General features: G+C 70.0%; 26 protein-coding genes. 10 read left to right on the forward strand and 16 right to left on the reverse strand.

Annotation, left to right across the window (positions count from 1 at the left end; all coding sequences use genetic code 11):
* The first annotated feature begins 211 nt into the window (after positions 1–211).
* Complete coding sequence (locus ACIPSA_RS05995) at positions 212–1,477, forward strand: PTS transporter subunit EIIC (protein WP_402629066.1); 1,266 nt, start codon at positions 212–214, stop codon at positions 1,475–1,477.
* A gap of 76 nt (positions 1,478–1,553) precedes the next feature.
* Here the strand turns inward: ACIPSA_RS05995 and ACIPSA_RS06000 are convergent, their stop codons facing one another.
* Entirely contained in the window at positions 1,554–2,252 is a 699-nt protein-coding gene (locus ACIPSA_RS06000) for an SDR family NAD(P)-dependent oxidoreductase (RefSeq protein WP_402629068.1), read from the reverse strand.
* A 140-nt stretch (positions 2,253–2,392) separates the two neighbouring features.
* Here ACIPSA_RS06000 and ACIPSA_RS06005 point away from each other — a divergent pair, with 140 nt between their 5' ends.
* The 3 genes from ACIPSA_RS06005 to ACIPSA_RS06015 all read left to right on the forward strand — a co-directional run bounded on the left by ACIPSA_RS06005 (position 2,393) and on the right by ACIPSA_RS06015 (position 4,583).
* Positions 2,393–2,839 (forward strand): Rrf2 family transcriptional regulator, encoded by a 447-nt coding sequence (locus ACIPSA_RS06005; protein ID WP_402629070.1) that lies wholly within the window; start codon positions 2,393–2,395, stop codon positions 2,837–2,839.
* 140 nt (positions 2,840–2,979) lie between these two features.
* The gene (locus ACIPSA_RS06010) at positions 2,980–3,396 is read left to right on the forward strand and encodes a nuclear transport factor 2 family protein (RefSeq protein ID WP_402629071.1); all 417 of its coding nucleotides are present in this window, start codon (positions 2,980–2,982) and stop codon (positions 3,394–3,396) included.
* Positions 3,397–3,509: 113 nt separating this feature from the next.
* Positions 3,510–4,583 carry an MBL fold metallo-hydrolase gene (locus ACIPSA_RS06015; protein WP_402629072.1) on the forward strand — a complete coding sequence of 358 codons (1,074 nt, stop codon included), beginning with the start codon at positions 3,510–3,512 and terminating at the stop codon, positions 4,581–4,583.
* A 170-nt stretch (positions 4,584–4,753) separates the two neighbouring features.
* On the opposite strand, the gene ACIPSA_RS06020 is transcribed toward ACIPSA_RS06015, so the two are convergent.
* Positions 4,754–5,506 (reverse strand): MBL fold metallo-hydrolase, encoded by a 753-nt coding sequence (locus tag ACIPSA_RS06020; RefSeq protein ID WP_402629073.1) that lies wholly within the window; start codon positions 5,504–5,506, stop codon positions 4,754–4,756.
* A 253-nt stretch (positions 5,507–5,759) separates the two neighbouring features.
* Between ACIPSA_RS06020 and ACIPSA_RS06025 the strand changes: the two genes are divergently transcribed.
* Entirely contained in the window at positions 5,760–6,278 is a 519-nt protein-coding gene (locus ACIPSA_RS06025; protein WP_402629075.1) for a type II toxin-antitoxin system PemK/MazF family toxin, read from the forward strand.
* Between the two features lie 12 nt (positions 6,279–6,290).
* Here ACIPSA_RS06025 and ACIPSA_RS06030 read toward each other — a convergent pair whose 3' ends face one another.
* The 9 genes from ACIPSA_RS06030 to clpS all read right to left on the reverse strand — a co-directional run bounded on the left by ACIPSA_RS06030 (position 6,291) and on the right by clpS (position 14,091).
* On the reverse strand, positions 6,291–6,815 hold the full coding sequence (locus ACIPSA_RS06030) for a hypothetical protein (RefSeq protein WP_402629077.1): 525 nt from the start codon (positions 6,813–6,815) through the stop codon (positions 6,291–6,293).
* 125 nt (positions 6,816–6,940) lie between these two features.
* Positions 6,941–9,013 carry a putative Ig domain-containing protein gene (locus tag ACIPSA_RS06035; RefSeq protein WP_402629079.1) on the reverse strand — a complete coding sequence of 691 codons (2,073 nt, stop codon included), beginning with the start codon at positions 9,011–9,013 and terminating at the stop codon, positions 6,941–6,943.
* A gap of 212 nt (positions 9,014–9,225) precedes the next feature.
* Positions 9,226–10,176, reverse strand: a complete 951-nt coding sequence (locus tag ACIPSA_RS06040) for a PLP-dependent cysteine synthase family protein (protein ID WP_402629081.1) — start codon at positions 10,174–10,176, stop codon at positions 9,226–9,228.
* 17 nt (positions 10,177–10,193) lie between these two features.
* The gene (locus tag ACIPSA_RS06045; protein WP_402629083.1) at positions 10,194–10,472 is read right to left on the reverse strand and encodes a MoaD/ThiS family protein; all 279 of its coding nucleotides are present in this window, start codon (positions 10,470–10,472) and stop codon (positions 10,194–10,196) included.
* 112 nt (positions 10,473–10,584) lie between these two features.
* Positions 10,585–10,680, reverse strand: coding sequence for a putative leader peptide (locus ACIPSA_RS06050; RefSeq protein WP_323187518.1), 96 nt, complete (start codon positions 10,678–10,680; stop codon positions 10,585–10,587).
* 79 nt (positions 10,681–10,759) lie between these two features.
* Positions 10,760–11,182 (reverse strand): Mov34/MPN/PAD-1 family protein, encoded by a 423-nt coding sequence (locus ACIPSA_RS06055; RefSeq protein ID WP_402629085.1) that lies wholly within the window; start codon positions 11,180–11,182, stop codon positions 10,760–10,762.
* Between the two features lie 133 nt (positions 11,183–11,315).
* Complete coding sequence (locus tag ACIPSA_RS06060) at positions 11,316–12,749, reverse strand: amino acid permease (protein WP_402629087.1); 1,434 nt, start codon at positions 12,747–12,749, stop codon at positions 11,316–11,318.
* A 358-nt stretch (positions 12,750–13,107) separates the two neighbouring features.
* A complete protein-coding gene (locus ACIPSA_RS06065) occupies positions 13,108–13,713 on the reverse strand; it encodes a DUF2017 domain-containing protein (protein ID WP_402629088.1) in 606 nt (201 codons plus the stop codon).
* Between the two features lie 12 nt (positions 13,714–13,725).
* The gene (gene clpS, locus ACIPSA_RS06070; protein WP_402629090.1) at positions 13,726–14,091 is read right to left on the reverse strand and encodes an ATP-dependent Clp protease adapter ClpS; all 366 of its coding nucleotides are present in this window, start codon (positions 14,089–14,091) and stop codon (positions 13,726–13,728) included.
* Between the two features lie 8 nt (positions 14,092–14,099).
* On the opposite strand from clpS, the gene ACIPSA_RS06075 reads away from it, so the two are divergent.
* Together ACIPSA_RS06075 and ACIPSA_RS06080 are read left to right on the forward strand one after the other, a co-directional pair.
* On the forward strand, positions 14,100–15,446 hold the full coding sequence (locus tag ACIPSA_RS06075; RefSeq protein WP_402629092.1) for a nicotinate phosphoribosyltransferase: 1,347 nt from the start codon (positions 14,100–14,102) through the stop codon (positions 15,444–15,446).
* 76 nt (positions 15,447–15,522) lie between these two features.
* Entirely contained in the window at positions 15,523–16,110 is a 588-nt protein-coding gene (locus tag ACIPSA_RS06080) for an isochorismatase family protein (RefSeq protein WP_402629094.1), read from the forward strand.
* A gap of 39 nt (positions 16,111–16,149) precedes the next feature.
* On the opposite strand, the gene ACIPSA_RS06085 is transcribed toward ACIPSA_RS06080, so the two are convergent.
* Together ACIPSA_RS06085 and ACIPSA_RS06090 are read right to left on the reverse strand one after the other, a co-directional pair.
* Positions 16,150–16,491 (reverse strand): hypothetical protein, encoded by a 342-nt coding sequence (locus tag ACIPSA_RS06085; protein ID WP_402629096.1) that lies wholly within the window; start codon positions 16,489–16,491, stop codon positions 16,150–16,152.
* Between the two features lie 121 nt (positions 16,492–16,612).
* On the reverse strand, positions 16,613–18,967 hold the full coding sequence (locus tag ACIPSA_RS06090) for an immune inhibitor A domain-containing protein (RefSeq protein ID WP_402629098.1): 2,355 nt from the start codon (positions 18,965–18,967) through the stop codon (positions 16,613–16,615).
* Positions 18,968–19,372: 405 nt separating this feature from the next.
* On the opposite strand from ACIPSA_RS06090, the gene ACIPSA_RS06095 reads away from it, so the two are divergent.
* Complete coding sequence (locus ACIPSA_RS06095) at positions 19,373–19,657, forward strand: hypothetical protein (RefSeq protein WP_402629100.1); 285 nt, start codon at positions 19,373–19,375, stop codon at positions 19,655–19,657.
* A gap of 115 nt (positions 19,658–19,772) precedes the next feature.
* Here the strand turns inward: ACIPSA_RS06095 and ACIPSA_RS06100 are convergent, their stop codons facing one another.
* A complete protein-coding gene (locus ACIPSA_RS06100) occupies positions 19,773–20,486 on the reverse strand; it encodes an RDD family protein (protein WP_402629101.1) in 714 nt (237 codons plus the stop codon).
* Positions 20,487–20,549: 63 nt separating this feature from the next.
* Complete coding sequence (locus ACIPSA_RS06105; protein ID WP_402629103.1) at positions 20,550–21,941, reverse strand: RDD family protein; 1,392 nt, start codon at positions 21,939–21,941, stop codon at positions 20,550–20,552.
* A gap of 238 nt (positions 21,942–22,179) precedes the next feature.
* Between ACIPSA_RS06105 and ACIPSA_RS06110 the strand changes: the two genes are divergently transcribed.
* Positions 22,180–22,593 (forward strand): SsgA family sporulation/cell division regulator, encoded by a 414-nt coding sequence (locus ACIPSA_RS06110; protein WP_402629104.1) that lies wholly within the window; start codon positions 22,180–22,182, stop codon positions 22,591–22,593.
* A gap of 73 nt (positions 22,594–22,666) precedes the next feature.
* Here the strand turns inward: ACIPSA_RS06110 and ACIPSA_RS06115 are convergent, their stop codons facing one another.
* The gene (locus tag ACIPSA_RS06115; RefSeq protein WP_402629105.1) at positions 22,667–24,073 is read right to left on the reverse strand and encodes an FAD-binding oxidoreductase; all 1,407 of its coding nucleotides are present in this window, start codon (positions 24,071–24,073) and stop codon (positions 22,667–22,669) included.
* Positions 24,074–24,165: 92 nt separating this feature from the next.
* On the opposite strand from ACIPSA_RS06115, the gene ACIPSA_RS06120 reads away from it, so the two are divergent.
* A complete protein-coding gene (locus ACIPSA_RS06120; RefSeq protein ID WP_402629107.1) occupies positions 24,166–25,698 on the forward strand; it encodes a tetratricopeptide repeat protein in 1,533 nt (510 codons plus the stop codon).
* Positions 25,699–25,729: the final 31 nt, after the last annotated feature.

Genomic DNA, 25,729 nt, shown 5'->3' on the forward strand with positions numbered 1-25,729 from the left:
GGCCGACCTGGGCCGACCTGGGCCGGGCGGCGCGCAGGGCTGCCCGAATCGTTACGCGAATCGTGGGTTCCTTACGCCACCTTCATCGTGCTACAACAGGTCTACACCACTCAGTGGTTTAGACCATCGACGCCGCCGTCCCCTTCTTCTGTGCCGGGCGGCGCCATGCCCTCCCCCGGACTCCGGCCGGGGGTACCCCCAGGAGGAAGTTGTGACGACGGCCAGTGCCGCTCCCGCGGCCGAGAAGAAGAAGGGCGCCGGCGCGATGGCTGTTCTGCAGCGCATCGGCCGCAGCCTCATGTTGCCGGTGGCGGTCCTGCCCGCCGCCGCCCTCCTGGTCCGCCTCGGCAACACCGACATGCTGGGACGCCCCTCGTTCCCGACGTTCTTCACGAAGATCGCGGGCTTCATGGCGGCCGGCGGCAACGCGATCCTCGACAACATGGCGCTGCTGTTCGCCGTGGGCATCGCGATCGGCTTCGCCAAGAAGTCGGACGGTTCGACCGCGCTCGCCGCGGTCGTCGGCTACCTGGTCTTCAAGAACGTCCTCGGCACGTTCACCGACAAGAACCTGCCGAAGGTGGCGACGGCCGTCGATGGCAAGGTCGTCATGGTGGACGCCCCGGTGGACGCCAAAGTCCTCGGCGGTGTGGTGATGGGCATCGTCGTCGCCCTGCTCTACCAGCGCTTCTACCGCACCAAGCTGCCGGACTGGGCGGGCTTCTTCGGCGGCCGCCGTCTCGTCCCGATCCTGTCCGCCCTCGCGGGCCTGGTCATCGGCATCGTCTTCGGTTACATCTGGCCGGTCCTGGGCACGGGTCTGCACAGCTTCGGTGAGAAGCTCGTCGGTTCGGGCGCCGTCGGCGCCGGCATCTTCGGTGTCGCCAACCGCGCGCTGATCCCGATCGGCATGCACCACCTGCTGAACTCGTTCCCCTGGTTCCAGGCGGGCGACTACCACGGCAAGAGCGGCGACATCGCCCGCTTCCTGGCCGGCGACCCCACCGCGGGCCAGTTCATGACCGGCTTCTTCCCGATCATGATGTTCGGTCTCCCGGCGGCCTGCCTGGCCATGGTCCACTGCGCCCGCCCGGAGCGCCGCAAGGTGGTCGGCGGCATGATGCTCTCGATCGCGCTGACCTCGTTCGTCACCGGCGTCACCGAGCCGATCGAGTTCACCTTCATGTTCATCGCCCCGGTCCTGTACGCGATCCACGCGGTCCTCACCGGCATCTCGCTGGCGCTGACCTGGGCGCTCGGCATGAAGGACGGTTTCGGCTTCTCGGCCGGCGCGGTCGACTTCGGACTGAACCTCGGCATCGCGACCAACCCATGGGGACTGGCCGCGGTCGGCCTGTGCTTCGCGGTGGTCTACTACACGGTCTTCCGCTTCGCGATCATAAGGTTCAACCTGCCGACGCCGGGCCGCGAGTCCGACGAGGAACTGGCCGAACTGCAGAAGGCCGAGGCCAAGTAGGCCGGCCACCACGTGATGAAGGGCCCCGGAGCCGAGCGATCGCTCGGCTCCGGGGCCCTTCGTCACGCGCGCGCCCTCAGCGGAGCACGCTGCCGCCGTCCACGGTCAGAACCTGGCCGGTCAGCGCGTCCGCGGCATCGGTGGAAAGGAAACCCACGGTTGCCGCGACGTCCTCCGGGACGAGCGGACGGGGCAGTGCCTGTGTCGCCTGGAAGGCGGCGAACGCCTCGTCGGGCTGATACGCGGTCGCCGGGGTGCGGGTGAGCCCCGGAGCCACGGACGTCACGGCGATACCGTCCTTGCCCAGCGCGGCGGCCAGGGTACGCCCGAACGCGGTGAGAGCCCCCTTGCTGGTGATGTAGCCGAGCAGGTCGGGGCTCGGCGGCTTCCAGACGGTGTCGGAGGTGACGAGCACGATCCGGCCGAACTTGCGCTCCCGCATACCGGGGACGAAGGCCTGGGCCAACAGCAGAACCGACTCGACGTTGACGGCCTGGATCCGCCGCCAGGTGGCGAGGTCGGCCGTTTCGAGCTCCACCAGGTCGGTCGCGGCGGCCGAGTGGACGAGAACGTCGACCCGGCCGTACGTATCGAGCACTTCGGCAGCAGCCCTCCGCACGTCCTGTTCCGAGCCGAGATCGCACGCGACGTCTCCGGCCCGGTCCAGCACCACGACGCGGTGGCCCAGCCGGGCGAGTTCACGGACGATCGCCCCGCCGATCGCGCCGGCTCCGCCGGTCACCACCGCGACCCGTGAGGTCGAGACATCGGCCATGGTTCATCTCCTCCAGGGGTATCCACGCACCTTGCTCAAGCAAGCAAATTGTGCATGGCCGGCGGCCGGACGACAAGGGGAACCGTCACTACGGCATAGTGGGAGGTGTAACCGCCCCCCTTACACGCTTCGGGACCGCAATGCCTACCAGCAGCCGCTTCGTCGTCGCCGTCCACGCCCTGGTCGCCCTCGCGGTCAGCGGCGGCAAGCCCCTGCGCTCCGAAGACCTCGCCTACTCGGCCAACACGAGTCCCGTCGTGATCCGGAGCCTGCTCTCCCGGCTGAGCAGCGCGGGCCTCACCAAGTCGCAGCTCGGGGCGGGCGGTGGCGCGCTCCTGGCCAAGCCGGCCGAGGAGATGCGACTACTGGAGGTGTACCGGGCGATGGAGGACACCCGGCTGTTCACCATGCACCGCACGCCGCCGCCGGCCGACTGCGCGGTCGGCAGCAACATCGTGGACGCCCTCCAGCCTGCGCTGACCCGCGCCCGCGAGGCGTTCGAGGCGGAGCTGGACCACACCACGATCGCGGAACTCGCCGACGAGGTCGCCCGCATCGGAAAGTTCACGATGCCGCTCGAATGGTGAGAAACGGGGAGCGCCCGACAGGGTGCCCATGGCTTCACTTTCCCGGAAGTGTCGCTGTGTCGCTTACACAGTGCTAGTGTCATGGCATCGCCGGGGCAGCCACCGCTCCCGGCGGACGCCACCCATGATTGGAGCGCAAGATGAGCTACACCCCCTCGGCCGTGGACCTGCTCCGGCGCAGCCTCGACACCTTCCTCGCCAAGGACATGAAGGCCTGGACGGACCTGTGCGCCGACGACGTCGTCGCCGAATTCCCGTTCGCCCCGGAGGGATCGCCGGCGCGTATCGAGGGGCGCGAGGCCCTCTTCGACTACCTCCGCGGCTACCCCGACGTCATCGACGTACGGGAGATTCCGGCGGTGCGCGTCTATCCGACCGACGACGAGAACGTGGCGATCGCGGAGTGGAGCGTCAAGGGCAGCGTGGTGTCCAACGGCAATCCCTACGACATGAGTTACGCGACCTTCGCGACCTTCCGCGACGGCCTCATCGTGAACTACCGGGAGTACTGGAACCCGCAGGTCTTCCTGAACGCGCTCGCCGGGGCGAGCTTCTGACCCAGCAGTCACCCTTGCACAATTTCTTGCCTGAGCAATCAAGTACCTCTATGGTTGCTCAGGCAAGCAAGTCGTACAGTCGTAGGCCTTGTTGTAGAGAAGAGGTCCGGAACATGGACGCGAACACCACCCGTCGAAGCATCCTGGCGCGCGCCGCCGCCCTCGCCGCGGTGCCGGCGATCGGCTCCGTCATCGCCGACACGGCACTGAGCTCGCCGGCCGCCGCCGCCACCAGCGCCGACGCCACCGACCTGCCCGACTACGCCCCGGTCCCCCAGGCGTCGCTCGGCCCGGCGATCAACAGCCAGGGCTACTACGTCGGGCGGATCAAACGGAACCTGTACTGGGTCACCGACGGAACCTACGTCTCGGCCTTCCTGACCACCCGCGACGGTGTGGTGCTCCTCGACGCGCCGCCGTCGCTCGGCCACAACATCCAGCGCGCGATCGACGACGTGACCAAGCCCAGCGGGCTGACCAACAAGGTCACGCACCTGATCTATTCGCATCACCACTCCGACCACGCGGGCGGATCGGGCATCTTCGGACGGCAGGTGACCCGGATCGGGCACTCCGAGACCCGCAGGCTGCTCATACGGGACAACGACCCGAACAAGCCGGCGCCGGAGGAGACCTTCGACGACCACCGTGTGCTGCACATCGGCGGGGAGCGCATCGAACTCGCGTGGCACGGCGCCAACCACACCCCGGACAACATCTACATCCACCTGCCCCACCACGACACACTGATGCTCGTGGACATCGCCCTGCCCGGCTGGGTGCCGTTCGCGAACCTCAACATCAACGAGGACATCCCCGGCTCGCTGCAGGCGCCGGCCAAGGCCCTGAAGTACCCGTGGACCACCTTCATCGGCGGCCACCTCGGCAGGCTGGGGACGCGGCACGACCTCAAGATCCACCAGGACTACATGGACGACCTGGAGACGGAGATCCGCCACGCGCTGAGCACGGTCGACGGCACGCCGTACTTCGTCAAGTACGGCAACAACACCTGGGCCGCGGTGAAGACCTACCTCGACGAGGTGATCGCGGTCGCCGCCCGCCCGGTGGTGGCGAAGTACACCGGCGTCCTCGCGGCCGCCGACGTCTTCACCGAGAGCAACGCCTTCATGCTGATGGAGTCGATGCGCCTCGACGGCGGCTTCGGAATGACGGTCCACGACTAGGGCCGACCAGGGCCTGTCCGAGCCTGGCCCGCGCGAGTACGACCGAAGGCCCCCGCAACCGTTGTCAGGGACGGTTCCGGGGGCCTTCGGTCGTGTACGGGCCTGAACCCCGTACGGGCCGGATCCCTCACGATCCAGATCTCGTAGTAGATCTCGCTCCAGATCTCGCTCTAGATCTCGTACGTCGCCCTCGGCGCCGCCAGCTCCACCGGGCCGTCGAAGACCTCGCGTGCGTCGGCGAGGTTGATCTCGGGGTCGGTCCACGGCGGGATGTGGGTGAGGAGAAGGCGGCGGGCGCCCGCGCGGGCCGCCGTCTCGCCGGCCTCGCGGCCGTTGAGGTGCAGGTCGGGGATGTTCTCCTTGCCGTACGTGAACGCGGCCTCGCACAGGAACAGGTCCGCGTCCCGGGCCAGCGTGTCGAGCGCCTCGGTGACACCCGTGTCACCGGAGTACGTCAGGGACTTCCCGCCGTGCTCGATCCGGATGGCGTACGCCTCCACGGGGTGGCGGACCTTCTCGGTGTGCACCGTGAACGGGCCGATCTCGAACGTGGACGGCTTGACCGTGTGGAACTCGAAGACCTCGCTCATCGACGAGGCGGCGGGAGAGTCGGCGTAGGCGGTGGCCAGGCGGTGTTCCGTGCCCTCGGGGCCGTAGACGGGGATCGGCCCGGCCGGGCCGCCCTCGTGCCGGTAGTAGCGCGCGACGAAGTAGGCCAGCATGTCGATGCAGTGATCGGCGTGCAGATGACTGAGGAAGATCGCGTCGAGGTCGTAGAGACCGCAGTGGCGCTGCAGCTCGCCCAGGGCGCCGTTGCCCATGTCGAGGAGCAGCCGGAAGCCGTCGGCCTCGACGAGGTAGCTCGAACAGGCCGATTCCGCGGACGGGAACGACCCCGAGCAGCCGACGACGGTGAGCTTCATGAAGCGGAAACCTCCGTAGGCAGGAAAGCCGGAAGTCCGGTGGGAGCGGAAGGGGGGACGAAAGGAAAACGGGAAAGGTGCAGGGGGGTCGTGCGGTCCGTCGAGCGTAAGGCGCAAAAGGGCCGGTCGCTCCTCCGCCAGGGGCCGTTGTGGGCGAACTCACCTGCGCTGTCACCGGTTCGGCTGGACCCGGGGCGCAAGAGGCCAGAGAGAGGGCGCGCGATGAGGATCGCACGCCGGTAACGTCGTGCGTATGGACACGTCCTGGTGGCTGGCGCTCGCGGCGGTGGTACTGCTCGCGCTCGTCGCCACGCTGGTCGACGGCTGGGGGCGCGGGCCCCGCCCGGATCGGCGCAGGACGTGGCCGCCGGGTCGCCGGGAAGGCCCCGCGGGCCGGGCGGCGCGGCCGCACCCCGGGGACATCTGGTGGGCGAACGTGCCCAACGCCGACGGGCACGACAATGCCGGGTACGACGCTGCCGGGCAGGACGCCGCGGGGCACGACAGCACCGGGCCCGGCGGCAAGGACCGGCCCTGTCTGGTGCTGGCCGTGCGCGGCAACCGGGTCACGGTCGCGAAGATCACCAGCAAGTACCACGACGAACGGGCCGGGGTCATCCCGCTCCCGCCGGGCTCCGTCGGCGATGCCCACGGCCGCCCGAGCTTCCTGGAGACCGACGAGCTGCGCCAGGTCCCGGTGTGGGACTTCCGGCGCCGGGTGGGCGTGGTCGACCCGGTCCTGTGGGACCAGGTGCGGCATCTGGCCGGCTGAGCCGGGCAGGCCTCAGCGCACCCGGACGGTGACCGTCCACGCCTCGATGCCCTGGCAGGACACCTGGCCGGGGCTGGGGCTCTCGGGGCAGAGCGGGCGGGACGAGGTGAGCTTCGCGGTGCCGGGGGCCACGGCGTCGTAGGCGGCGACGGCATCGCCCGGAAGGATGACGATGCCCGGGTTGGCGGCCTTCAGCGCGTGGCCGGTCACCGTGACCGGCTTCCAGGGGCGCTCCTTGGTGCCGTCCAGGGTCAGGCGGACCTGGCCACCCCTCGTCAGGCAGATGATGCGGCCGTTGTCGGCGACGGTGAGCTCGGCGTTGCTCGTGCAGTCCGCGGCGGACGGTGACGTGGCCGGTGTCGAGGACGGTGACGTACTCGCCGACGCCGACGCGCTCGCGGACGGGCCCCGGGACGTCGACGCCGGGCCGCCGCTGCCCGTGCCCGTCCCCCCGCTCTGCGAGCCGCAGCCCACGAGGAGGAGCGTCGTCGCCGCGACGGCGGTGACCGTCGTGCGGTGGAGCGTCGTACGACGCATGAGGTGACCGCCTTTCCGCCGGAACCAGATGCTGCTGCAGATGTGACGTTCCCCCCGCGCATCCGGATCCCGGAAGGACCCCGGCCGACTCACACGTCCGGGGTCCCCCGCTCAGCGGAACGGAATCAGCTGGTCGTGACGGCGGTGTCGTCCACGACGAAGCTGGTCTGCAGCGAGGAGTCCTCCACGCCGCTGAACTTCAGGGTGACCGTCGAGCCCGCGTACGAGGACAGGTCGAAGGTCTTCTGGGTGTAGCCGGTGGCGGCGTTGAGGTTCGAGTACGTCGCCAGGGTCGTCGAACCGGCGGTCACCGTCAGCTTGTCGTACTGGGTGCTGGTGGTGGTCTCCGCGGTGTCGACGTGCAGGTAGAAGGTGAACGAGGCCTTGCAGCCGCTCGGGATGGTCACCGACTGGGACAGCGTGTCGGTGTGGGAGGAGCCGTAGCCGTCGAGCCAGGCGTAGTAGGAGCCCGCGTGCGCCGACTCGCTGCTGGAGTTGGTGATGACACCGCTGGACGCCGTCCAGGTGGTGTTGCCCGACTCGAAGCCCTGGTTGCCGAGCAGCTGCGAGGAGGTGCAGGTGCCGCCGCCGGAGGAGCCGACCGTCCAGGTGAAGGAGGCCGAGCCGGAGGCACCGGTGGAGTCGGTCGCGGTGACCGTGGTGCTGTAGGTGCCCGCGGTGGACGCCGTACCGGAGATCAGGCCGGTCGAGCTGCTGATGGACAGGCCGGTCGGCAGCCCGGAGGCGCTGTAGGTGAGGGTCGCGCCCGCGCTGTCGCTCGCCGATATCTGCAGGCTGACCGAGCTGCCGGTGGTGGTGGACTGGCTGCCCGGGTTGGTGACGGTCACCGTGTTGCCGGTGCTGCTGCCGGAGGCGAAGGCGGTGGTGCCGTTGGGGGTGCCCCAGCCGGTCGGGCCGTCGTAGCCGGTGGCCGCGGTGCAGAAGTACGAGGTCGAGCAGGAGCCGTTGTTGCCGCTGGTCACGTCGTACAGGTTGGAGGTGTGGGAGTAGGGGTACTTCGCCGGGTAGTCGCTGGAGCCCGGGGTGCCCGCGAGGGCGTAGACGCCGGCGATGATCGGGGCGGAGGCGCTGGTGCCGCCGTAGACCGCCCAGCCGGAGCCGCCGTAGGTGTCGTAGACCGCGACGCCGGTGGCCGGGTCGGCGACCGCGGAGACGTCGGCCTCCATGCGCTTGGAGCAGCCGGTGTCGGTCTGCCAGCTGGGCTTGGAGTCGTAGGAGGAGCAGCCGGAGCCGGTGCCCTCGGTGCTGCTGGTCTTCCAGACGGACTCGGTCCAGCCGCGGGTGGTGGAGGACGTGGACAGTGCGGTGCCGCCGACGGCGGTCACGTACTGGGAGGTCGCCGGGTACTCGGCGCCGTAGCCGGAGTCGCCCGCGGAGACGGTGATCGCGACGCCGGGGTGCTTGAAGTAGGAGGTGTCCTCGCTGGTCTGGGAGGAGGACTCGGAGCCGCCCCAGCTGTTGGAGACGAACTTGGCGCCGAGCGCGACGGCCTCGTTCTCGGCGGTGCCGAGGTCGGAGTCGGTCGCGGAGCTGGCCTCGACCAGGATGATGTTGCAGTTCGGGCAGACGGCGCTGACCATGTCGATGTCCAGCGCCTCTTCACCGGCCCAGCCGGTGTCGTTCGACGGCAGCGAGGTCGTCGAGCCGGTCTGGCTGACCTGCTTGAAGCAGCCGTTGGCGACCGTGCACGCCGACAGGCCGTACGTCGAGCGGTAAGTGGCCAGGTCGGAGGCCGCGTTGGGGTCGTTGTAGGCGTCGACGACGGCGACGGTCAGGCCGGAGCCGCCGGTCGAGGGCAGGTTGTAGGCGCTGTGCAGGTTGGCCGGGCTGAGGCCGGACGGCGCGGCGGCGGCGAGTGCGGCGGCCAGGCGCTGCCTGATGTCGGTGCGGCGCTGGGCGAAGCAGGACGCCTGCCCCGGTTCGGCGGTGGCGCACAGGTGCTTGGTCGGCACCTTCTGGCCGGCCTTGCCGGTGGCGTGGAAGGTCTGGCGCTTCGGGTCGGTCAGGGCCTTCGCGTTCTGGGTGGACCGGCTGGTGTGGGTGGCGGGGGTGGGGGTCTGTGCCCCGGCCGTCGGTGCCGCCACGAGTCCGGCGACGGTGAGGGCGAGGGCGGGAACGGCGACGGCCAAGAGTCTTCGCAGACTCCGCCGGCGCTTGCTCGGGCGTGACTCACGCATGGGGTGCTGCCTCCGTGGGTGGGGTTCCAGGCAGGCCCGTGACGCGCGTAGCGGCGGCGACCGCGCAGCCATGAGCATGACACTCTGGGGAGTGCGCGGAGGAACGTAGTCCCCGCCCGAGGAGACCGGCAGTACCGAAGAGAGATCTTTGCCGCTCCATAGTCAGCGTTTAGCCCCCTCATGAGAGGGGGCTGGCAGCTGCTTGATGAGTCCTATGCCCAGAGCTGACCCTGGAGCGTCTCGATGGCCTCCTCCGTCGTGGCGGCCGTGTAGACGCCCGTCGAGAGGTACTTCCATCCACCGTCGGCCACGACGAAGACGATGTCGGCGCTTTCGCCCGCCTTCACCGCCTTGTTGCCGACGCCGATCGCGGCGTGCAGCGCGGCGCCCGTCGAGACGCCCGCGAAGATGCCCTCCTGCTGGAGGAGTTCACGGGTGCGGGTGACCGCGTCGGCCGAGCCGACCGAGAAGCGGGTGGTGAGGACGGAGGCGTCGTACAGCTCCGGTACGAAGCCCTCGTCGAGGTTGCGCAGGCCGTAGACCAGGTCGTCGTAGCGCGGTTCGGCGGCGACGATCCTGACGTCGGGCTTGTGCTCGCGCAGGTAGCGGCCGACGCCCATCAGGGTGCCGGTGGTGCCGAGACCCGCGACGAAGTGGGTGATGGACGGCAGGTCGGCGAGGATCTCCGGGCCGGTCGTCGCGTAGTGGGCGCCCGCGTTGTCCGGGTTGCCGTACTGGTAGAGCATCACCCAGTCGGGGTGCTCGGCGGCCAGCTCCTTGGCGACGCGCACGGCGGTGTTGGAGCCGCCCGCGGCCGGGCTGGGGATGATCTCGGCGCCCCACATGCCGAGCAGCTCCCGGCGCTCCTGCGAGGTGTTCTCGGGCATCACGCACACCATGCGGTAGCCCTTGAGTTTGGCCGCCATGGCCAGCGAGATGCCGGTGTTGCCGGACGTCGGCTCCAGGATCGTGCAGCCCGGGGTCAGCCTGCCGTCCTTCTCCGCCTGCTCGATCATGTGCAGCGCCGGACGGTCCTTGACCGAGCCGGTCGGGTTGCGGTCCTCCAGCTTGGCCCAGATACGGACCTCGGGGGACGGCGACAGCCGCGGCAGGCGCACCAGAGGGGTGTTGCCCACCGCGGCCAGCGGGGAGTCGTAACGCATCGGTGATCAGCGGCCGATCAGTTCATGCCGCCGGCGACGGCGGGCAGGATCGTCACGTTGTCGCCGTCGGACAGCTTGGTGTTGATGCCGTCGAGGAAGCGGACGTCCTCGTCGTTCAGGTAGACGTTGACGAAGCGGCGCAGCTGGCCGTCGTCCACGATGCGGGCCTGGACGCCCGCGTGCCGGGTCTCGAGGTCGGCGAACAGCTCGGCGAGGGTCTCACCGCTGCCCTCCACCGCCTTCTGACCGTCGGTGTACTGGCGGAGGATGGTGGGGATGCGGACCTCGATGGCCATGGTGGCGGGCTCCTGTCGGGAAGGTTCGAGTCGGTGTGGGCGCGCGATGGGGGTCCCCGGGCTTTCGCACCGGGGAAGCGCCGCGGCTACGGTCGTACGGCGGCAGGGAACGTCAACAGATGGCGCTGTTCAGCCTGCACAGGTCGACGTGCAGCCGCGCCACGAGCAGCGTGCCCGGCGTCTTCTCGCTCACGTCGTTCAGAACCATGGGCTCATCGTATCGATTCCCGGTCCGGGTCCCGGAGTGTGATCTCGCATTGTGGATGGGTTCTGACCGAATCGCGGGATCAGTAGGCCTCCACGACCTTGACCTCTTCTTCGGTGACCTCGCCCTCGACGATCCGGAACGAGCGGAACTGGAAGTCACCGGCCCCGTCCGTGTCCGCCGTCGACACCAGGACGTAGTGCGCGCCGGGTTCGTTCGCGTAGGAGATGTCCGTGCGGGACGGGTACGCCTCGGTCGCCGTGTGGGAGTGGTAGATCACCACCGGCTCCTCGTCACGGTCGTCCATCTCGCGGTAGAGCTTGAGGAGGTCCTGCGAGTCGAACTCGTAGAACGTGGGCGAGCGGGCCGCGTTGAGCATCGGAATGAAGCGCTCGGGGCGGCCGGAGCCCACCGGGCCCGCGACCACGCCGCACGCCTCGTCGGGGTGGTCCTCGCGCGCGTGGGCGACGATCTTGTCGTGCAGGGCCTGGGTGATGGTCAGCATGCCCGAAAGGATAGACAGAGGGGCCGCCCCGTACCGAGGGATGGTACGGGGCGGCCCGTATGCCGGACGTCCTGAGCGGCTGCCGCAGGGGGTACCACGAGTACTCCCCGCGGCCGGACGTCCTTCGGTGAGGTCAGACCTTCTCCAGCACCGGCTGTTCGCGGCGCTCGGCGACCTGCGGGTTGCGGGTCTTGAGGACCGCCCAGCCGATGCCGAGGGCGACGGCCCAGCCGGCCATGACGTAGAGGCAGACGCGGGAGTCGGCGTCGTACGCGATCAGGCCGGTGACGAAGAGCAGGAACACGATGGCGATCCAGCTGCACACCGCGCCGCCCGGCGCCGGGAAGGCGGAGGCGGGCAGCCGTCCGGCCCGCACCGCGCGGCGGTAGAGGACGTGGCTGACCAGGATCATCAGCCAGGTCCAGATGCCGGCCGCGGTGGCGACGGAGGTGACGTAGCCGAAGGCCTTCTCCGGGACGATGTAGTTCAGGACGACGCCGATGCCCATGAAGAGGACCGAGACCGTGATGCCGAGCGCCGGCGTCTTGGTGGCGGACAGCTTCCGGAAGCCCTTGGGCGCCTCGCCGCTTTCGGCCAGGGTGCGCAGCATGCGGCCCGTGGAGTACATGCCGGAGTTGCAGGAGGACAGGGCGGCGGTCAGCACCACGAAGTTGACGATTCCGGCGCCGGCCGGGATGCCGATCTTGGCGAAGGCCTCGACGAAGGGCGAGACACCCGGCGCGAACTCGGTCCACTTGACCACGCACAGGATGACCGTGAGGGCACCGACGTAGAAGAGGGCGATGCGCCAGGGCAGGGTGTTGATCGCCTTGGGGAGGGTCTTCTCCGGGTCCTCGGACTCACCTGCCGTGACACCGACCAGCTCGACCGCGAGGTAGGCGAACATGACGCCCTGCAGGGTCATCAGGGACGAGCCGATGCCCTTGGGGAAGAAGCCGTCGAACTGCCACAGGTTGGAGACCGTGGCCGTGTCGCCGGCGGAGCTGAAGCCGAAGGTCAGGACGCCCAGGCCGATCACGATCATGCCGATCAGGGCGGTGACCTTGACCATCGAGAACCAGAACTCCAGCTCACCGAAGAGCTTCACGGAGATCAGGTTGACCCCGAACAGGATCACCAGGAAGACCAGGGCGGTCACCCACTGCGGGATGTGCGGGAACCAGAAGTGGACGTAGATCGCGGCGGCCGTCAGCTCGGCCATGCCGGTCACCACCCACATCAGCCAGTACGTCCAGCCGGTGAAGTAGCCGAAGAACGGGCCGACGAACTCGCGGGAGTACTCGGCGAAGGAGCCCGAGACCGGTCGGTACAGCAGGAGCTCGCCGAGCGCCCGCATGATGAAGAAGACGATCGCGCCCGCGAGGGCGTACATCAGGATGAGGCTGGGACCGGCCTTGGCGATGTTCGCGCCGGCTCCCAGGAACAGGCCGACACCGATGGCGCCGCCGATCGCGATCATCTGGACCTGGCGGCTGCCGAGTCCGCGCTCGTATCCCTCTTCGGAGGCTTCGGAGGTCTTCTCCGTGTCGACCTGAGCGGAGGTCATGTGTCGTGTGCGCCTTTCTCCATGCCGACCCGGGCCTCTCGTCGGCCTCGGAGCGGGTTTCGATCCCCCCGGATTGATGGAGTTGAGCGGGCTTCGAGGGCCCGCCCGTGCCTGGCCGGCGGTCGCCGGCTCGGTGGCGCACCCGGAACGAACATGGGTGGTGTTCGCCGGGCGGTCGTGAAGATCTATCACGAGGAAAACATTGATCGGCGGCGCCCCCTGTGGGGCACGACACAGGAAGAACCGGACAAATAACACCCAGTGGGTGCATACCTGGCCGCAACGGTAACGCGATCGTTATCCGGATTTGAGCGTCCCCTGAGCGAACACGAAACCTGAATGAATCAGGACATCGGGGTTAGGGCATCAGAGTGGTGACGAGGGTCTCCTGGAGCCCGCCCAGCCACAGGTAGGCCATCACCATCGGCTTGCGCGGGTCCTCGTCCGGGAGCCGGTAGAGCAGATCGGTGTCGTCCTCGTCGGTGATGTCCAGCCGGGAGCCGATCGCCAGGCGCAGGTCGTTGAGCGCGCCCAGCCACTGCCGGGACTCCTCGGTGGAGAGCTTGAGGACCGCCCCCTCCTCACCCACCGGGGACAGCACGTCCAGCGTGCGGATCACCGCGAGGGCGTTCTCCCGCTTGCCGGCCCGCAGGTCGTTCTCGGTGTAGCGGCGGAACTCGGCGGAGTGGGCCTGCTGCTCCTCGGCCTCCTTCGTCGAGCCCGGCACCTGCTCCGGGTCGCAGTAGGCGTCCGGGAAGAGGCGGCGCAGCACCGGATCGGCGGGCGGCTCGCTCGGTCCTTCGGCGAACAGCTCGGCGAGCGGGTCGTCCGGGGCGTCCGAGGCGGGGCCGGGGCCGATGAGCTCCAGGAGCTGGACGGCCAGCGAGCGGATGATGGAGATCTCGACGTCGTCGAGTGCGACGGCCGCGCCGCCGCCGGGGAGCGGTTCGAAGGTTCCGGGCATGAAAGGGATTCGCTACTTCCGGTCCTGCTGGAGGGTGGCCCACAGACCGTAGCCGTGCATGGCCTGCACGTCACGTTCCATCTCCTCGCGACTGCCGCTGGAGACGACCGCCCGGCCCTTGTGGTGGACGTCGAGCATGAGCTTGGTGGCCTTGTCCTTGGTGTAGCCGAAGTACGCCTGGAAGACATACGTCACGTAGCTCATGAGGTTGACCGGGTCATTGTGGACGATCGTGACCCAGGGGACGTCCGGCTCGGGTACGGCGAAGACCTCCTCCGCCGACTCGGTGCGTTCGATCTCTACGGGAGCGGGTGACGTCACATGGCCATGCTGCCACGCACGCCATAAATCGTCACACTGACGAAATGGGAGTAGCATCCCTTGCCATGAGCACAGCGGACCTTGGGCTGCCGGTCAACGTTCCCTCTACGGCGCTCTTCACGGACCAGTACGAGCTGACGATGCTGCGGGCCGCTCTGAAGGCGGGTACCGCCGAACGGCGCAGCGTGTTCGAGGTCTTCACCCGGCGGCTGCCGGAGGGCCGCCGCTACGGCGTCGTGGCGGGCACCGGACGCGTGCTGGACGCGGTCGAGAACTTCCGCTTCGACCCGGACGTCCTCGGCTTCCTGCGCGAGCGCCAGATCGTCGACGAGGCGACCCTTCAGTGGCTGGCCGACTACCGCTTCAGCGGTGACGTCTGGGGCTATCCCGAGGGGGAGGTGTACTTCCCGGGCTCGCCGATCGTGCGGGTCGAGGGGACCTTCGCCGAGTGCGTGCTCCTGGAGACCGTGATCCTGTCCATCCTCAACCACGACTCCGCGATCGCGGCCGCCGCCTCCCGCATGAACTCCGCCGCCGGGGACCGGCCGCTGATCGAGATGGGCGCCCGCCGCACCCACGAGCTGGCCGCCGTCGCCGCCTCGCGGGCCGCCTACATCGGCGGCTTCGCCACCACCTCGGACCTGGCCGCCGGCTTCCGCTACGGCATCCCGACCGTCGGGACCTCCGCCCACGCCTTCACCCTGCTGCACGACCGCGAGCGGGACGCCTTCCGGGCCCAGGTCGACTCGCTGGGCCGGGGCACCACGCTCCTCGTGGACACCTACGACGTCGCCGAGGCCGTCCGTACGGCCGTCGAGGTGGCCGGGCCCGAGCTGGGCGCGGTGCGCATCGACTCCGGCGACCTGCTCCTGGTCGCGCACCGGGTGCGGCACCAGCTGGACGAACTGGGCGCCACCGGCACGAAGATCATCGTGACCTCGGACCTCGACGAGTACGCCATCGCCTCGCTCGCCGCGGCGCCGGTGGACGCGTACGGCGTCGGTACCCAGCTGGTGACCGGTTCCGGGCACCCGACCTGCTCGATGGTCTACAAGCTGGTCGCCCGCGCCGAGTCCGCCGACCCCAAGGCGCCACTGGTGCCGGTGGCGAAGAAGTCCACCGGCGGCAAGACCTCCATCGGCGGCCGCAAGTGGGCCGCGCGGCGGCTGGACGGGGACGGAGTGGCGGAGGCCGAGGTCATCGGTACCGAACCGGTGCCCGCCGACCTGGTCGACCGGCAGCTGCTCGTCGAGCTGATCAAGGCCGGCGACGTCGTCACCCGTGAGCCCCTGGACGTGGCCCGCGACCGGCACGCGGCCGCACGCGCCAACCTCCCCCTGTCCGCGACCCAGCTGTCCCGAGGGGAACCCGTCCTTCCGACGGAGTACGTCCACGCGTACTCGGGTAGCTAGAGCGGGTGCCCCCTTCCCGCACCGCCGCCGAAGTCTCTAGGCTCTTAAGTTCATCCTCAGTCGAAGGACACCGACCATGCGCCGCGCCTTGATCGTCGTTGACGTGCAGAACGACTTCTGTGAGGGGGGCAGCCTCGCCGTGGCCGGGGGTGCCGATGTGGCCGCCGCGATCACCGAGCTGATCGGGCAGGCCCCCGCCGGGTACCGGCATGTGGTGGCCACCCGCGACCACCACATCGCGCCCGGCGGCCACTTCGCCGACAACCCCGACTATGTCCGCTCCTGGCCCGCGCACTGTGTCGCGGGCACGGAGGGCGTGGGCTTCCACCCGAACTTCGCGCCGGTCGTCGCCTCCGGAGCGATCGACGCCGTCTTCGACAAGGGGGCGTACGCGGCCGCGTACAGCGGCTTCGAGGGGGCCGACGAGAACGGTGTGAAGCTCGGCGACTGGCTGCGGGCCCGGCAGATCGACGAGGTCGACGTGGTCGGCATCGCGACCGACCACTGCGTGCGGGCGACCGCCCTGGACGCGGCCCGGGAGGGCTTCCGTACCCAGGTCCTCCTCGACCTGACCGCCGGGGTGGCCGAGGAGACCACCGAGCGGGCGATCGAGGAGATGCGGGGGGCGGGCGTCGACCTGTCCGGCAAGCCCGTCGTCCAGTAGCGCTCCCCGGACTGCCTGGACTCCCTGGAATCCCCTGACCTATGCCTGGGCCGTCGGCCGCCTCAGCAGGGACCTGATCGGGCGCCACAGCTCGGTCACCGGCTCGGGTGCCAGGACACCGCTGTCCGGCTCCGTTCGCCATATCAGGCCGTCCGGGTGGTGCAGGACCGCCGTGATCTCGTCCGGGGTCGGCGGGGCCGCGTTGCCCCGCAGGTAGACCGCACGCAGGCCCAGGTTGCGCAGCCGCGTCAGGGCGCGGGCGCGGTTCTGGGCGTGGACGAGCACGCGCACGCAGCCGGTTCCGTCGGCGGCGGGGCGCGGCAGGTTCAGGGCCACCACCACCCTGCCGTTCGGCAGTCTGCAGAAACCTCCTGCGGCCATGCGGTCACATCCCCGTTTCGGTCGGTGTCAATAAGCGAGCCACAGGACGCACCTAAACACGATCGGCGGCGACCCGCCAGGGGGTCACCGCCGATACGCTTCTGACCTGCTAAAACGCGGACTACTTCACCGCGGGACCGACCTTGAGCAGGATCGTGGAGCCGTCCTTGGCCTCCTTGACGATCCTGATCTTGGTGTTGGTGTCAGTGATCTTGACGCCCGCGGCCGGGGTCGCCGGGTCGTAGTAGGTGTTCGTGTGGTCGTTGAAGACCGGAACACCCGCCGACGACTTGATCTTGGTCGCCACGTCCGCGTTGTGCAGCGTGAGACCGTCCGTGCGGTACAGGCTGAACGGCGAGTCGTAGGACTGGATGCGGGTGCGCATCAGCGTGCCGTCGGACCACTTCATCGCCGTCGGGTGCGAGTCGACCGGGAGGACCAGACCGACGCCCGGGTGGACGCTGGTGTTGTTGTCCGCCTGGGAGGTGTCCCACTTCCAGATCAGCAGGCCGTTCTGGTACGGGTAGTGCTCCACCCAGTCCGGACGGGTCGTCGAGAAGCCGAAGTTGTACGGGCCGACCTTGAGGGTCTTGTCGTACGACACGTACTGGCGGTTCTCGGCGATGTAGTACTGCGCGTAGTCCTTGGTGAAGGACGCGCCGATGCGGGAGAAGCCGTTCGCGGTCCAGGCGGCGTCCGCGGACTCGGCGTTGTCGGAGAACACGGTCGCGCCGTCGGCGGTCAGCGTGATCTCGTCGGCCGCGAAGCCCTTCTGGGACACACCGCCGTCGGTCGCGTAGCGGAAGCGGACGTCGATCTTCTTGCCCGCGTAGGCGTCCAGGGAGTACGACAGCTTCTTGTAGCCGTCCACCGTGCCGGTCAGCGCCGGGGCGTTGCTGGCGTCGCGCGGGATGGCCTGGCCGTCCACCGTGCCGTCGATCGCGGTCCAGTTGGCGCCGCCGTCGGTCGACACCTCGGTGTAGAGGTAGTCGTAGTTGGCCTCGATGTCGTAGTACCCGTCCAGGCTCAGCGTGGCCGAGGACTTGCCGGTGAGGTCGACGGAACGGGTCAGCGTGTTCTTGAGGTTGTCACCGCTGCCGCTCCACCACTGGGCCGAGCCCTGCGCCGGGTTGACGACGGTGGTGGTGACCGCCTTGTCCGGCAGGGAGACCACGAGGGCCTGCTTGTCCCAGGTGTTGTACTCGGCGACGCCCAGCTTGTGGGTGGACTGCTTGCCCGCCTTGGCCGTGTCGTAGTTCAGCCAGCCGAGCTGCAGCTTGTCCCAGGCGCTGAAGTCGCCCGGCAGGTCACCGATGGACTCCTTGCCCCGGCCGAGCCAGGAACCGGAGGACATCAGGGTCCAGAAGCCGGTGGAGTTGTCGCCGTTGCCGGTCGTGTCGTAGTGGTCCGGCAGACCGAGGTCGTGGCCGTACTCGTGGGCGAAGACGCCGAGTCCGCCGTTCTCCGGCTGGATGGTGTAGTCGCCGACCCAGATGCCGGTGTCGCCGATCTGCGCGCCGCCCAGCTTGTTGCCCGTGGGGCCGGTGGCACCGGCGTCGGTGCCGAAGGCGTACCAGCGGTGGGCCCAGATCGCGTCCTTGCCCTGGGCGCCGCCGCCCGCGGACTCGTCCTCGCCAGCGTGCACGATCTGGAAGTGGTCGATGTAGCCGTCGGGCTCGTTGAAGTTGCCGTCGCCGTCGTAGTCGTAGCGGTCCCACTGGTCGAACTTCGCCACGTCCGCCTTGACCTGGGCGTCGGTGCGGCCGGCCGCCTTCTGCTGGGCGACCCAGGCGTTCAGGCCGTCGCTGACGACGTTCCACACGCTCGGGCAGTTGGTGGAGCCGCAGGCGTTGTTGCCGTAACGGGCCTCGTTGTAGGGGACCTTGACCCAGTCGGCGACCTCGCCGTCGACCGAGTAGCGGCCCGAGGACTCCTTCTCGTAGAACTTCTTCATCGACTCGACGTTCTTGCCGGTGCCGAAGTAGAGGTCCTGGAAGTGCTTCTGGTTGTAGTCCTTCTGCCAGGCCGTGCTGTTGTCCTTCTTGCGGTCCGGCGCGGCGATCGTGTTGTGCAGCGGGCCGGGGGTGCCGCCGAACTTCGGGTCGGTCTGGTCGCCGAACTCCACAAGGATCGTGAAGATCTTGTCGGTCTTCTCGCGGCCGAGCTCGACGTACTTGCTGTCGCCCTTCTTGCTCTTGAGCTGGACGACCTGCGAACCGTTGCGGTCCTTGACCTTGGCCTCGCCGGATATGACCTGGTTGAGGGCCTCCTGGCGCTGGGCATCCTGGGTCTTGCTGAGCGGACCGTCGAGGTCGTGCTTCTGCTGCTTCACCGGCGCCGGGTCGTGCCGGTTCGCGGCGGCGGACTTGGCCGTTGTACCGGCCTCCGCCACGGCGAACGTCGAGAACGTGGCGGTGGCCGCCGCGAGTGCTACACCGATCGCGGCCGCTCTGAACGTCCAGGGTCTGCTGGTCACTTGCTTCCTCCCCCGCGTCCGGGCACACGGAAGAAGGGGTCCTGGTCATGGAGGAGTCCGTGCGCGCCTGATCAACGCGTGTAGTCAAGTGACGACATTTGACTAGAGGTTTAAGAGAAAAGACAGACCTTGACTTGAACAGGTCAAGTGCACTATGCGGAGCGGAAGTTCGCTTTACGAACGCGCTCGCATACGACTTGACGGGCGCGCGAGTCCGTCCACCAGCTGGACCTCATGCGTCCGTGCGCCCCCTGTGCTCCGGTACCGTGGGTTAGGTCACGCTTACCGGCCGTTCCACTCGGGCATGCACGCGATTAGAGTCGAATGGTGGAACGCCCGGAAGTCGGCGGAAAGCCAGGCCGGTTACCCGTCTCACCCCCAATATCTTCCGAGGACACGATTGCCATGCCTCGTCCGACTGCCGCACAGCTCGCCTACGGTTCATGCACCGTGATCTTCTCGACGCTCGCCATGCTGCTGCTGTCACAGACGAGTTCAGGTCTGGGGATCGCGGTGATCGCCCTCGCCGCACTGGCCCTGGGGCTGCTGGTCGCCATGACGGTGCCGCTGCCCAGGACTCGCGCGGTCACGGAACCCGCCCCTGCCAGGGTCGTCGAGGAGCGGGTCCCCGCACCGCGGGAGCCCGTGGCCGCCACGATCGAGCCGATACGGGAGCCGAGCGCTCCCTGACGGCACAAGGCGGCGGGTCCGTGAGCCCCACGGACCGGCCGCCTGCCGCGTGGCCGCCCTCCACCGGCGCCGTTCCACCGACGCCGCTTCACCGGTGCCGCCTCACCGGTGCCGCTCAACTCGCGCTGACCACCACCGTCTTGGCGGCCTTGTCGTGCAGGCCCTGTTTGTAGGGCTTGTCGAAGAAGCTCCAGCCGCCCGCGATCGCGAGCCACACACACGGGCAGCACCAGAGCGCGAAGAACGGGAGCCACAGCACCAGTGCGCGGATCAGCGAGGTCTGCACGGAGGGTGTGGAGCCGTCGTCGAGGTTGGCCACCCGCATACCCAGCCACTTCTTGCCGAGGGTCTGTCCCAACCTGGCGATCATGAAGGTGTCGTAGGCCACGAAGAGCACGGCGGCGACGACCTGCTCCACGATGGCCCTGACCACGTTGATCCCGTCGCTGCCCACCTGGTACTCGTGGACGCCGAAGGGCCAGGTGAGCAGCCAGGCGACGATGCCCACAAGGATCATGTCGATGATGCGCGCGAGCGTGCGTCTGCCGCTGTCGGCCAGCGGGGGCATACCGGCGAGCGGATCGGCGGGGTAGTCGCCACCGCCTCCGTACGGGCCGCCGCCTCCGTACGGGCCACCACCCCCGTACGGACCGCCGGCCCCGGGCGGCGGACCACCGGCCCCGGGCGGACCGCCGCCGCCCTGCGCGGCGCCGCCGCCGGGCGGGGTGTCGTACGGCGAGCCCGAACCCCCGCCCGGTGGGGGCTGCTTCCTGAAAGGGTCGTCTTCCGGCGGCTGCTGCCCGGAGCCGGGGGGCGGTTCGGTGCTCATGGCCCGAGTGGACCGCGAGGAGTCCGGCTCCGCATCCGGCGGGCGGCCGTCCGGGGGACGGACTCAGCCCGCGACGAACGTGTGCGCCGCCTTGTCGTGCCAGCACTGCCGCCACGGGCGGTCGAACAGGCACCAGAGGACACCGACGATGCCGATGCCGAGCAGGCCGGAGACGGTGTACACGAGCCAGCGGCGCAGCGCGAGACCGAAGGTGGGGGGCTCGTGGGCCTCGATGTCCCTGACCTCCACACCGCACAGCTTCTTGCCCAGGGTGCGGCCCCACTTGGCGGTGGGCAGCACCTCGTAGAGGACGCCGACGACCAGGAGGACGGCGAGGACGATGCCGAGGTACGTGCCCGTCGTCCCGTCGAGCAGCCAGACGGTGACGGTGCGGCCGGACTGCTTGGCCGCGTCGATCTTGTCCTGGATGTGGTCGACCGCCTTGGTTCCGAACGGCACCGCCGCCGCGGCGGTCACGGCGCCGACGACCAGGGTGTCGACGAGCCGGGCCGCGAGCCGCTTGCCGAGTCCCGCGGGGCGCGCCGCCGCCTGCTGCCGAACGGCCGCCAGGAACGGGTCCTCCACCGGCGGCTTCCACGGCGCCAGGGGCTGCTCGTCCCCGGCACCCGCGAGCCGGTGCACCTGCTGGGCCCAGGAGGACTGCCCGCCGCCGACGCCGGTGGTCATGGGCGTGCCGGAGCCCGACTGCTGGGGCGGGGAGGGAGCGGCCGCGGGCGCCTGCGCCGCGGCCCCTGCCTGCGCCACCTCGGCCTGCGCGGCCGCGGCGCGGGCCGCGGCGGCCTTCCCCGCACCGAAGCCGGGCCGAGCGGAGCCACCGGCGGCCCCGGGCGAGCCGGGCGAGCCGGAGGACCCGGCCCCCGGGGCACCGACTCCCACGGGCCCCTGCACGGCGGGTCCGGGCGCCGTGCCCCCGTTCTGCGCCCCGGGCGCTCCCCCCTGCTGACCTGTGCGCGGGGAGGGCGCGCGGAAGGGTGTGTTGCCGTCGGAGGCGGTGGGCCTGCGGAAGACGAAGGTGCCGTCGGAGGGCACGTCGGACGGGTCGGCCGGAGGGATCGTCGCCGTGCCGTCGGTACGGGCGGCGGCACCGTCCGGCTGCGCCGGGATGTCCGCGGGAACCCTGGGGTCGGCGCCCCAGGAGACGCGTCGGTCCTGGTCGCCTCCGAAGCCGGCCTGCTGGGCCCGGTCGGCTCCCCACGCGGGCGCGGGCTGCGGATCCTCGTCGAAGAAGTGCGGGCCCGTCTCCTCCACGGCGGGGGCCGCCGGGTGTCCGGCGGGCGGTGCGGTGAGCGGTTCGCCGTCCTGCGGCGCCGGCCGGCTGGTGCCCGGCACCCAGGCCGCGCCGTTCCAGTACCGGACGTAGCCAGGAATGGACGGGTCCGGGTAATACCCTTCGCGGGGCCTGTCGTCGCCGGGGGCCGGGGTTGGGGCGCTCATGTCCGTCGTCCCGTATCTGCTCGGGGGTCGTATAGGGGCCTCCACATCTATCAGACGCGCGCAACCCCCACCGCCAGTCCCGCAGGACCCGCCCCTATCCGGGCAACCCCGTGCACCTGCTTCACAGCTTCGGAAGGAATTTCTCCGAACCCGCGTAATGATCGTGCCGGAACGTCCTCTCCCCTCGTACGGGGCCATCCTCAGGGCCCCTCACCCGTCCGAGAGAGGAACCGCCGTCATGCACCGCACAGTGGTGGAACGCGAACTGGAGCTCAAGCTCGTCCTGTCGCCGGAGCGCAGCGTCCCGGTCCCGGCCCGGCTCACCTACCGCACCGACGACCCGTACGCCGTCCACATCACCTTCCACATCACTTCCGAGCACCCGGTGGACTGGACGTTCGCGCGCGAGCTCCTCGTGGAAGGGGTGTTCCGGGCGTGCGGCGACGGGGACGTACGGGTGTGGCCGACGAGGGTGGAGGGCCGCAGCGTCGTCCTGCTGGCGCTCAGCTCTCCCGACGGCGACGCCCTCCTGGAGGCACCCGCCGCCCAGGTGTCCGCCTGGCTGGAACGGACGCTGTGCGTGGTGCCCCCGGGAACCGAGGGCGGGCAGCTCGGGATCGACGACGAGCTCGACCAGTTGCTCACCCCGTGAGAGAACCGGCCGGAGAGAAGGAAGCCGGAGAAGAGGAAGCCGGAGAGAAGGAAGAGGGAGAGCGGCGGCAGGTTCAGAAGAGCTTGCCCGGGTTGAGAATGCCCAGCGGGTCGAAGACCTGTTTCACCGCCCGCTGCATCTCCAGCCCGACCGGGCCGATCTCCCGTGCCAGCCACTCCTTCTTCAGGACGCCCACGCCGTGCTCGCCGGTGATGGTCCCGCCGAGTTCCAGGCCGAGGGCCATGATCTCGTCGAAGGACTCGCGGGCCCGCCGGGACTCGTCGGGGTCCTGGGCGTCGAAGCAGACGGTGGGGTGTGTGTTCCCGTCCCCGGCATGGGCGCAGAGGCCGATGGTGAGCCGGTACTTGCCGGCGATCCGCTCGATGCCTTCGAGCATCTCGCCGAGCCGGGACCGGGGCACGCACACGTCGTCGATCATCGTCGTGCCCTTGACCGCCTCCAGGGCGGTGAGGGACAGCCGGCGTGCCTGGAGGAGGAGTTCGGACTCGGCGGCATCGTCGGCCGGGACCACCTGGGTGGCGCCGGCGGCCTCGCACAGCGCGCCGAGGGCGGCGAGGTCGGCGGCCGGGTCCGGGGTGTCGAAGGCGGCGAGGAGCAGGGCCTCGGTCGACTCCGGCAGGCCCATGTGGGCGAATTCGTTGACCGCCTTGACCGTCGTACGGTCCATGAGTTCCAGGAGGGACGGCACATGGCCGCCGGCCATGATCCGGCACACCGCGTCGCAGGCCGCGGCCGCGGAGGCGAACTCGGCGGCCAGCACCAGCTGCTGGGGCGGCTTCGGCCTCAGTGCCAGGACGGCGCGTACGACGATGCCGAGCGAGCCCTCGGAGCCGACGAACAGGCGGGTCAGGTCGTACCCGGCCACGCCCTTCGCGGTGCGGCGGCCCGTGGACATCAGGCGTCCGTCGGCCAGGACGACCTCCAGGCCGAGGACATACTCGGCCGTCACCCCGTACTTCACACAGCACAGGCCGCCGGAGCCCGTCCCGATGTTGCCGCCGATGGTGCACATCTCCCAGCTGGAGGGGTCCGGCGGGTAGTACAGACCGTGCTCCTCGACCGCCCGGGAGAGCGTGGCGTTGATGACGCCCGGCTCGACCACGGCGATACGGTCGACCGGGTTGATCTCCAGGATGCGGTCCATCTTGGTGAGGGACAGCACGATGCAGCCCTCGGAGGCGTTGGCCCCGCCGGACAGGCCGGAGCGGGCGCCCTGCGGGACGACCGGGACGCGCAGTTCGGTGGCGATCCGCATGACGTGCTGGACCTGTTCGACCGTGCGCGGCAGGACGACCACGGCCGGTGCGCCCGCCGGGCAGAAGCTCGCCATGTCGTTGGCGTACGTGGCCGTGACGTCGGGATCCATGAGGACCGCCTCGGCCGGCAGGCCCGCGAGGAGCCGGTCGCCGAGGTTGCCCTGGGCTGCGTCGGGTGCGGCTTGGATACGGCTCATGATCACAGCGTCGCACCCGGGGCCATCGGTGTGAACCCCGTCCGGGACGCGCGTTGGGCTGACCGGATGGGTCGTAGTACTGACGCACAGTGAGCGCCATGGAGAACGCACAGTCCCGCCCGGGTACGTCCTTGGTCGCGGAGCAGCCGCCGCGCCGCTCCCGAAGGCTGCGGCGCGCACTGATCGGCACGGTCGCGGTGGGGGTGGTGGCCGGAGCGGCGGTCGGCGGGGCGCTGATGCTGCTGCCGCCGGAGCGGCCCCGGAGCAGGCCGCCGGCGCGGGGGGCCGGGGCGCAGGCGATGACGGTGGACCGGGCCGGGATGCCGGCCTCGCTGCCCGACCTCACGGCGCTGATCGGGGACCGTGAGCGCCATCTGCGGGCGCATCCCCTGGACGCGCAGGCGTGGGCCGTGCTGGGGACGGCCTATGTGGAGCAGGGGCGCAGGACCGCCGACGCCGCGCAGTATCCGAAGGCCGAGCGGGCACTGCGGACCTCGCTGCGGGTGGTGGAGAAGAAGAACCCGCAAAGCCCGGAAAGTTCACATAACGCCGCGAACACGGCGAAGGCGGCGGACATGAAGGCGCTGGACGGGCTGGCCGCGCTGGCGAACGCGCGCCGGGACTTCGCCGAGGCCAAACGCTGGGGCGAGCAGGCGCTGAAGGCGGAGCCGAAGCAGTGGACGGCGTATCCGCCGCTGATCGACGCGTACACCGGGCTCGGCGACTACAAGGCGGCCCGCAAGACGCTGGACAAGCTGATGGGGCTGCACACCGGAGCCGCCGCGCAGCCGGCCGTGATGGCGCAGGCCGCCGCCGTCTACCGTGACCGGGGCTGGCGCGAGGACGCGGCGGCACAGCTGTCGGACGCGGCGTCGGCCGCCCGTACCCCCGCCGAGCAGGCGGACTACCTGGAGCGGACGGGACAGCTGGCCTGGGAGCGCGGGGACCCGGAGGACGCTCTGCGGCACTTCGAGGAGGCCCTGCGCCGCGGCCCCGGCCAGCCGGCCGCCCTGGCCGGGCGGGGGCGGGCACTGGCCGCGCTGGGCCGGACGACGGAGGCGCTGGACGCCTACCAGGAGGCGCTCGCCGAACAGCCCGGTCCCCAGTACATCCTGGAACTGGGCGAGCTGTACGAGTCGCTGGGGCAGCGGCCGGAGGCCTGGGTGCAGTACGACCTGCTGCGGGTGCGGGTGACGCAGGACACGGCGGGCGGGGTCGACGACGAGCTGGTGCTCGGGCAGTTCGAGGCGGACCACGGGGACGCGGAGGACGCCGTACGGCGGCTGACGGCCGAGTGGGAGCGGCAGCCCGGTATCGAGGTGGCCGACGCGCTGGGCTGGGCGCTGCACCGGGCGGGCAAGGACAAGGAGGCGCTGCGGTACGCCGAGACCGCCACCGACAAGGTGAACGGTGGCGGGGTGCGCAGTGCCCTGTACATGTATCACCGGGGCGTCATCGAGCAGGAGCTGGAGCTGGCCGGACCCGCCCGGCGTCATCTGGAGGAGGCGCTGCGGATCAATCCGTACTTCTCACCCTTGCGGGTGCCTCTGGTGCGGGAGGCGCTGAGGGAGCTGGGGCCGCCGGACGACGCGGAGATGCCGGAGGACGTCGCGCCGGCGGGGGGACGGTGAGTCGCGCGGACCCGTGATCCGCGGACTACGC

This window comes from Streptomyces sp. NPDC086549 (assembly GCF_044746205.1).
Taxonomy (GTDB): domain Bacteria; phylum Actinomycetota; class Actinomycetes; order Streptomycetales; family Streptomycetaceae; genus Streptomyces.

Bases quoted from the DNA above. Each gene is read 5' to 3' on its own strand.
- ACIPSA_RS06005 (WP_402629070.1), top strand. From the start codon at position 2,393: ATGCCTACCAGCAGCCGCTTCGTCGTCGCCGTCCACGCCCTGGTCGCC.
- clpS (WP_402629090.1), bottom strand. From the start codon at position 14,091: ATGCTACTCCCATTTCGTCAGTGTGACGATTTATGGCGTGCGTGGCAG.
- ACIPSA_RS06105 (WP_402629103.1), bottom strand. From the start codon at position 21,941: ATGAGCGCCCCAACCCCGGCCCCCGGCGACGACAGGCCCCGCGAAGGG.
- ACIPSA_RS06000 (WP_402629068.1), bottom strand. From the start codon at position 2,252: ATGGCCGATGTCTCGACCTCACGGGTCGCGGTGGTGACCGGCGGAGCC.
- ACIPSA_RS06075 (WP_402629092.1), top strand. From the start codon at position 14,100: ATGAGCACAGCGGACCTTGGGCTGCCGGTCAACGTTCCCTCTACGGCG.
- ACIPSA_RS06095 (WP_402629100.1), top strand. From the start codon at position 19,373: ATGCCTCGTCCGACTGCCGCACAGCTCGCCTACGGTTCATGCACCGTG.
- ACIPSA_RS06065 (WP_402629088.1), bottom strand. From the start codon at position 13,713: ATGCCCGGAACCTTCGAACCGCTCCCCGGCGGCGGCGCGGCCGTCGCA.
- ACIPSA_RS06120 (WP_402629107.1), top strand. From the start codon at position 24,166: ATGGAGAACGCACAGTCCCGCCCGGGTACGTCCTTGGTCGCGGAGCAG.
- ACIPSA_RS06025 (WP_402629075.1), top strand. From the start codon at position 5,760: ATGGACACGTCCTGGTGGCTGGCGCTCGCGGCGGTGGTACTGCTCGCG.
- ACIPSA_RS06010 (WP_402629071.1), top strand. From the start codon at position 2,980: ATGAGCTACACCCCCTCGGCCGTGGACCTGCTCCGGCGCAGCCTCGAC.
- ACIPSA_RS06045 (WP_402629083.1), bottom strand. From the start codon at position 10,472: ATGGCCATCGAGGTCCGCATCCCCACCATCCTCCGCCAGTACACCGAC.
- ACIPSA_RS06080 (WP_402629094.1), top strand. From the start codon at position 15,523: ATGCGCCGCGCCTTGATCGTCGTTGACGTGCAGAACGACTTCTGTGAG.
- ACIPSA_RS06100 (WP_402629101.1), bottom strand. From the start codon at position 20,486: ATGAGCACCGAACCGCCCCCCGGCTCCGGGCAGCAGCCGCCGGAAGAC.
- ACIPSA_RS06030 (WP_402629077.1), bottom strand. From the start codon at position 6,815: ATGCGTCGTACGACGCTCCACCGCACGACGGTCACCGCCGTCGCGGCG.
- ACIPSA_RS06035 (WP_402629079.1), bottom strand. From the start codon at position 9,013: ATGCGTGAGTCACGCCCGAGCAAGCGCCGGCGGAGTCTGCGAAGACTC.
- ACIPSA_RS06015 (WP_402629072.1), top strand. From the start codon at position 3,510: ATGGACGCGAACACCACCCGTCGAAGCATCCTGGCGCGCGCCGCCGCC.
- ACIPSA_RS06050 (WP_323187518.1), bottom strand. From the start codon at position 10,680: ATGGTTCTGAACGACGTGAGCGAGAAGACGCCGGGCACGCTGCTCGTG.
- ACIPSA_RS06040 (WP_402629081.1), bottom strand. From the start codon at position 10,176: ATGCGTTACGACTCCCCGCTGGCCGCGGTGGGCAACACCCCTCTGGTG.
- ACIPSA_RS06055 (WP_402629085.1), bottom strand. From the start codon at position 11,182: ATGCTGACCATCACCCAGGCCCTGCACGACAAGATCGTCGCCCACGCG.
- ACIPSA_RS06060 (WP_402629087.1), bottom strand. From the start codon at position 12,749: ATGACCTCCGCTCAGGTCGACACGGAGAAGACCTCCGAAGCCTCCGAA.
- ACIPSA_RS06110 (WP_402629104.1), top strand. From the start codon at position 22,180: ATGCACCGCACAGTGGTGGAACGCGAACTGGAGCTCAAGCTCGTCCTG.
- ACIPSA_RS06020 (WP_402629073.1), bottom strand. From the start codon at position 5,506: ATGAAGCTCACCGTCGTCGGCTGCTCGGGGTCGTTCCCGTCCGCGGAA.
- ACIPSA_RS06085 (WP_402629096.1), bottom strand. From the start codon at position 16,491: ATGGCCGCAGGAGGTTTCTGCAGACTGCCGAACGGCAGGGTGGTGGTG.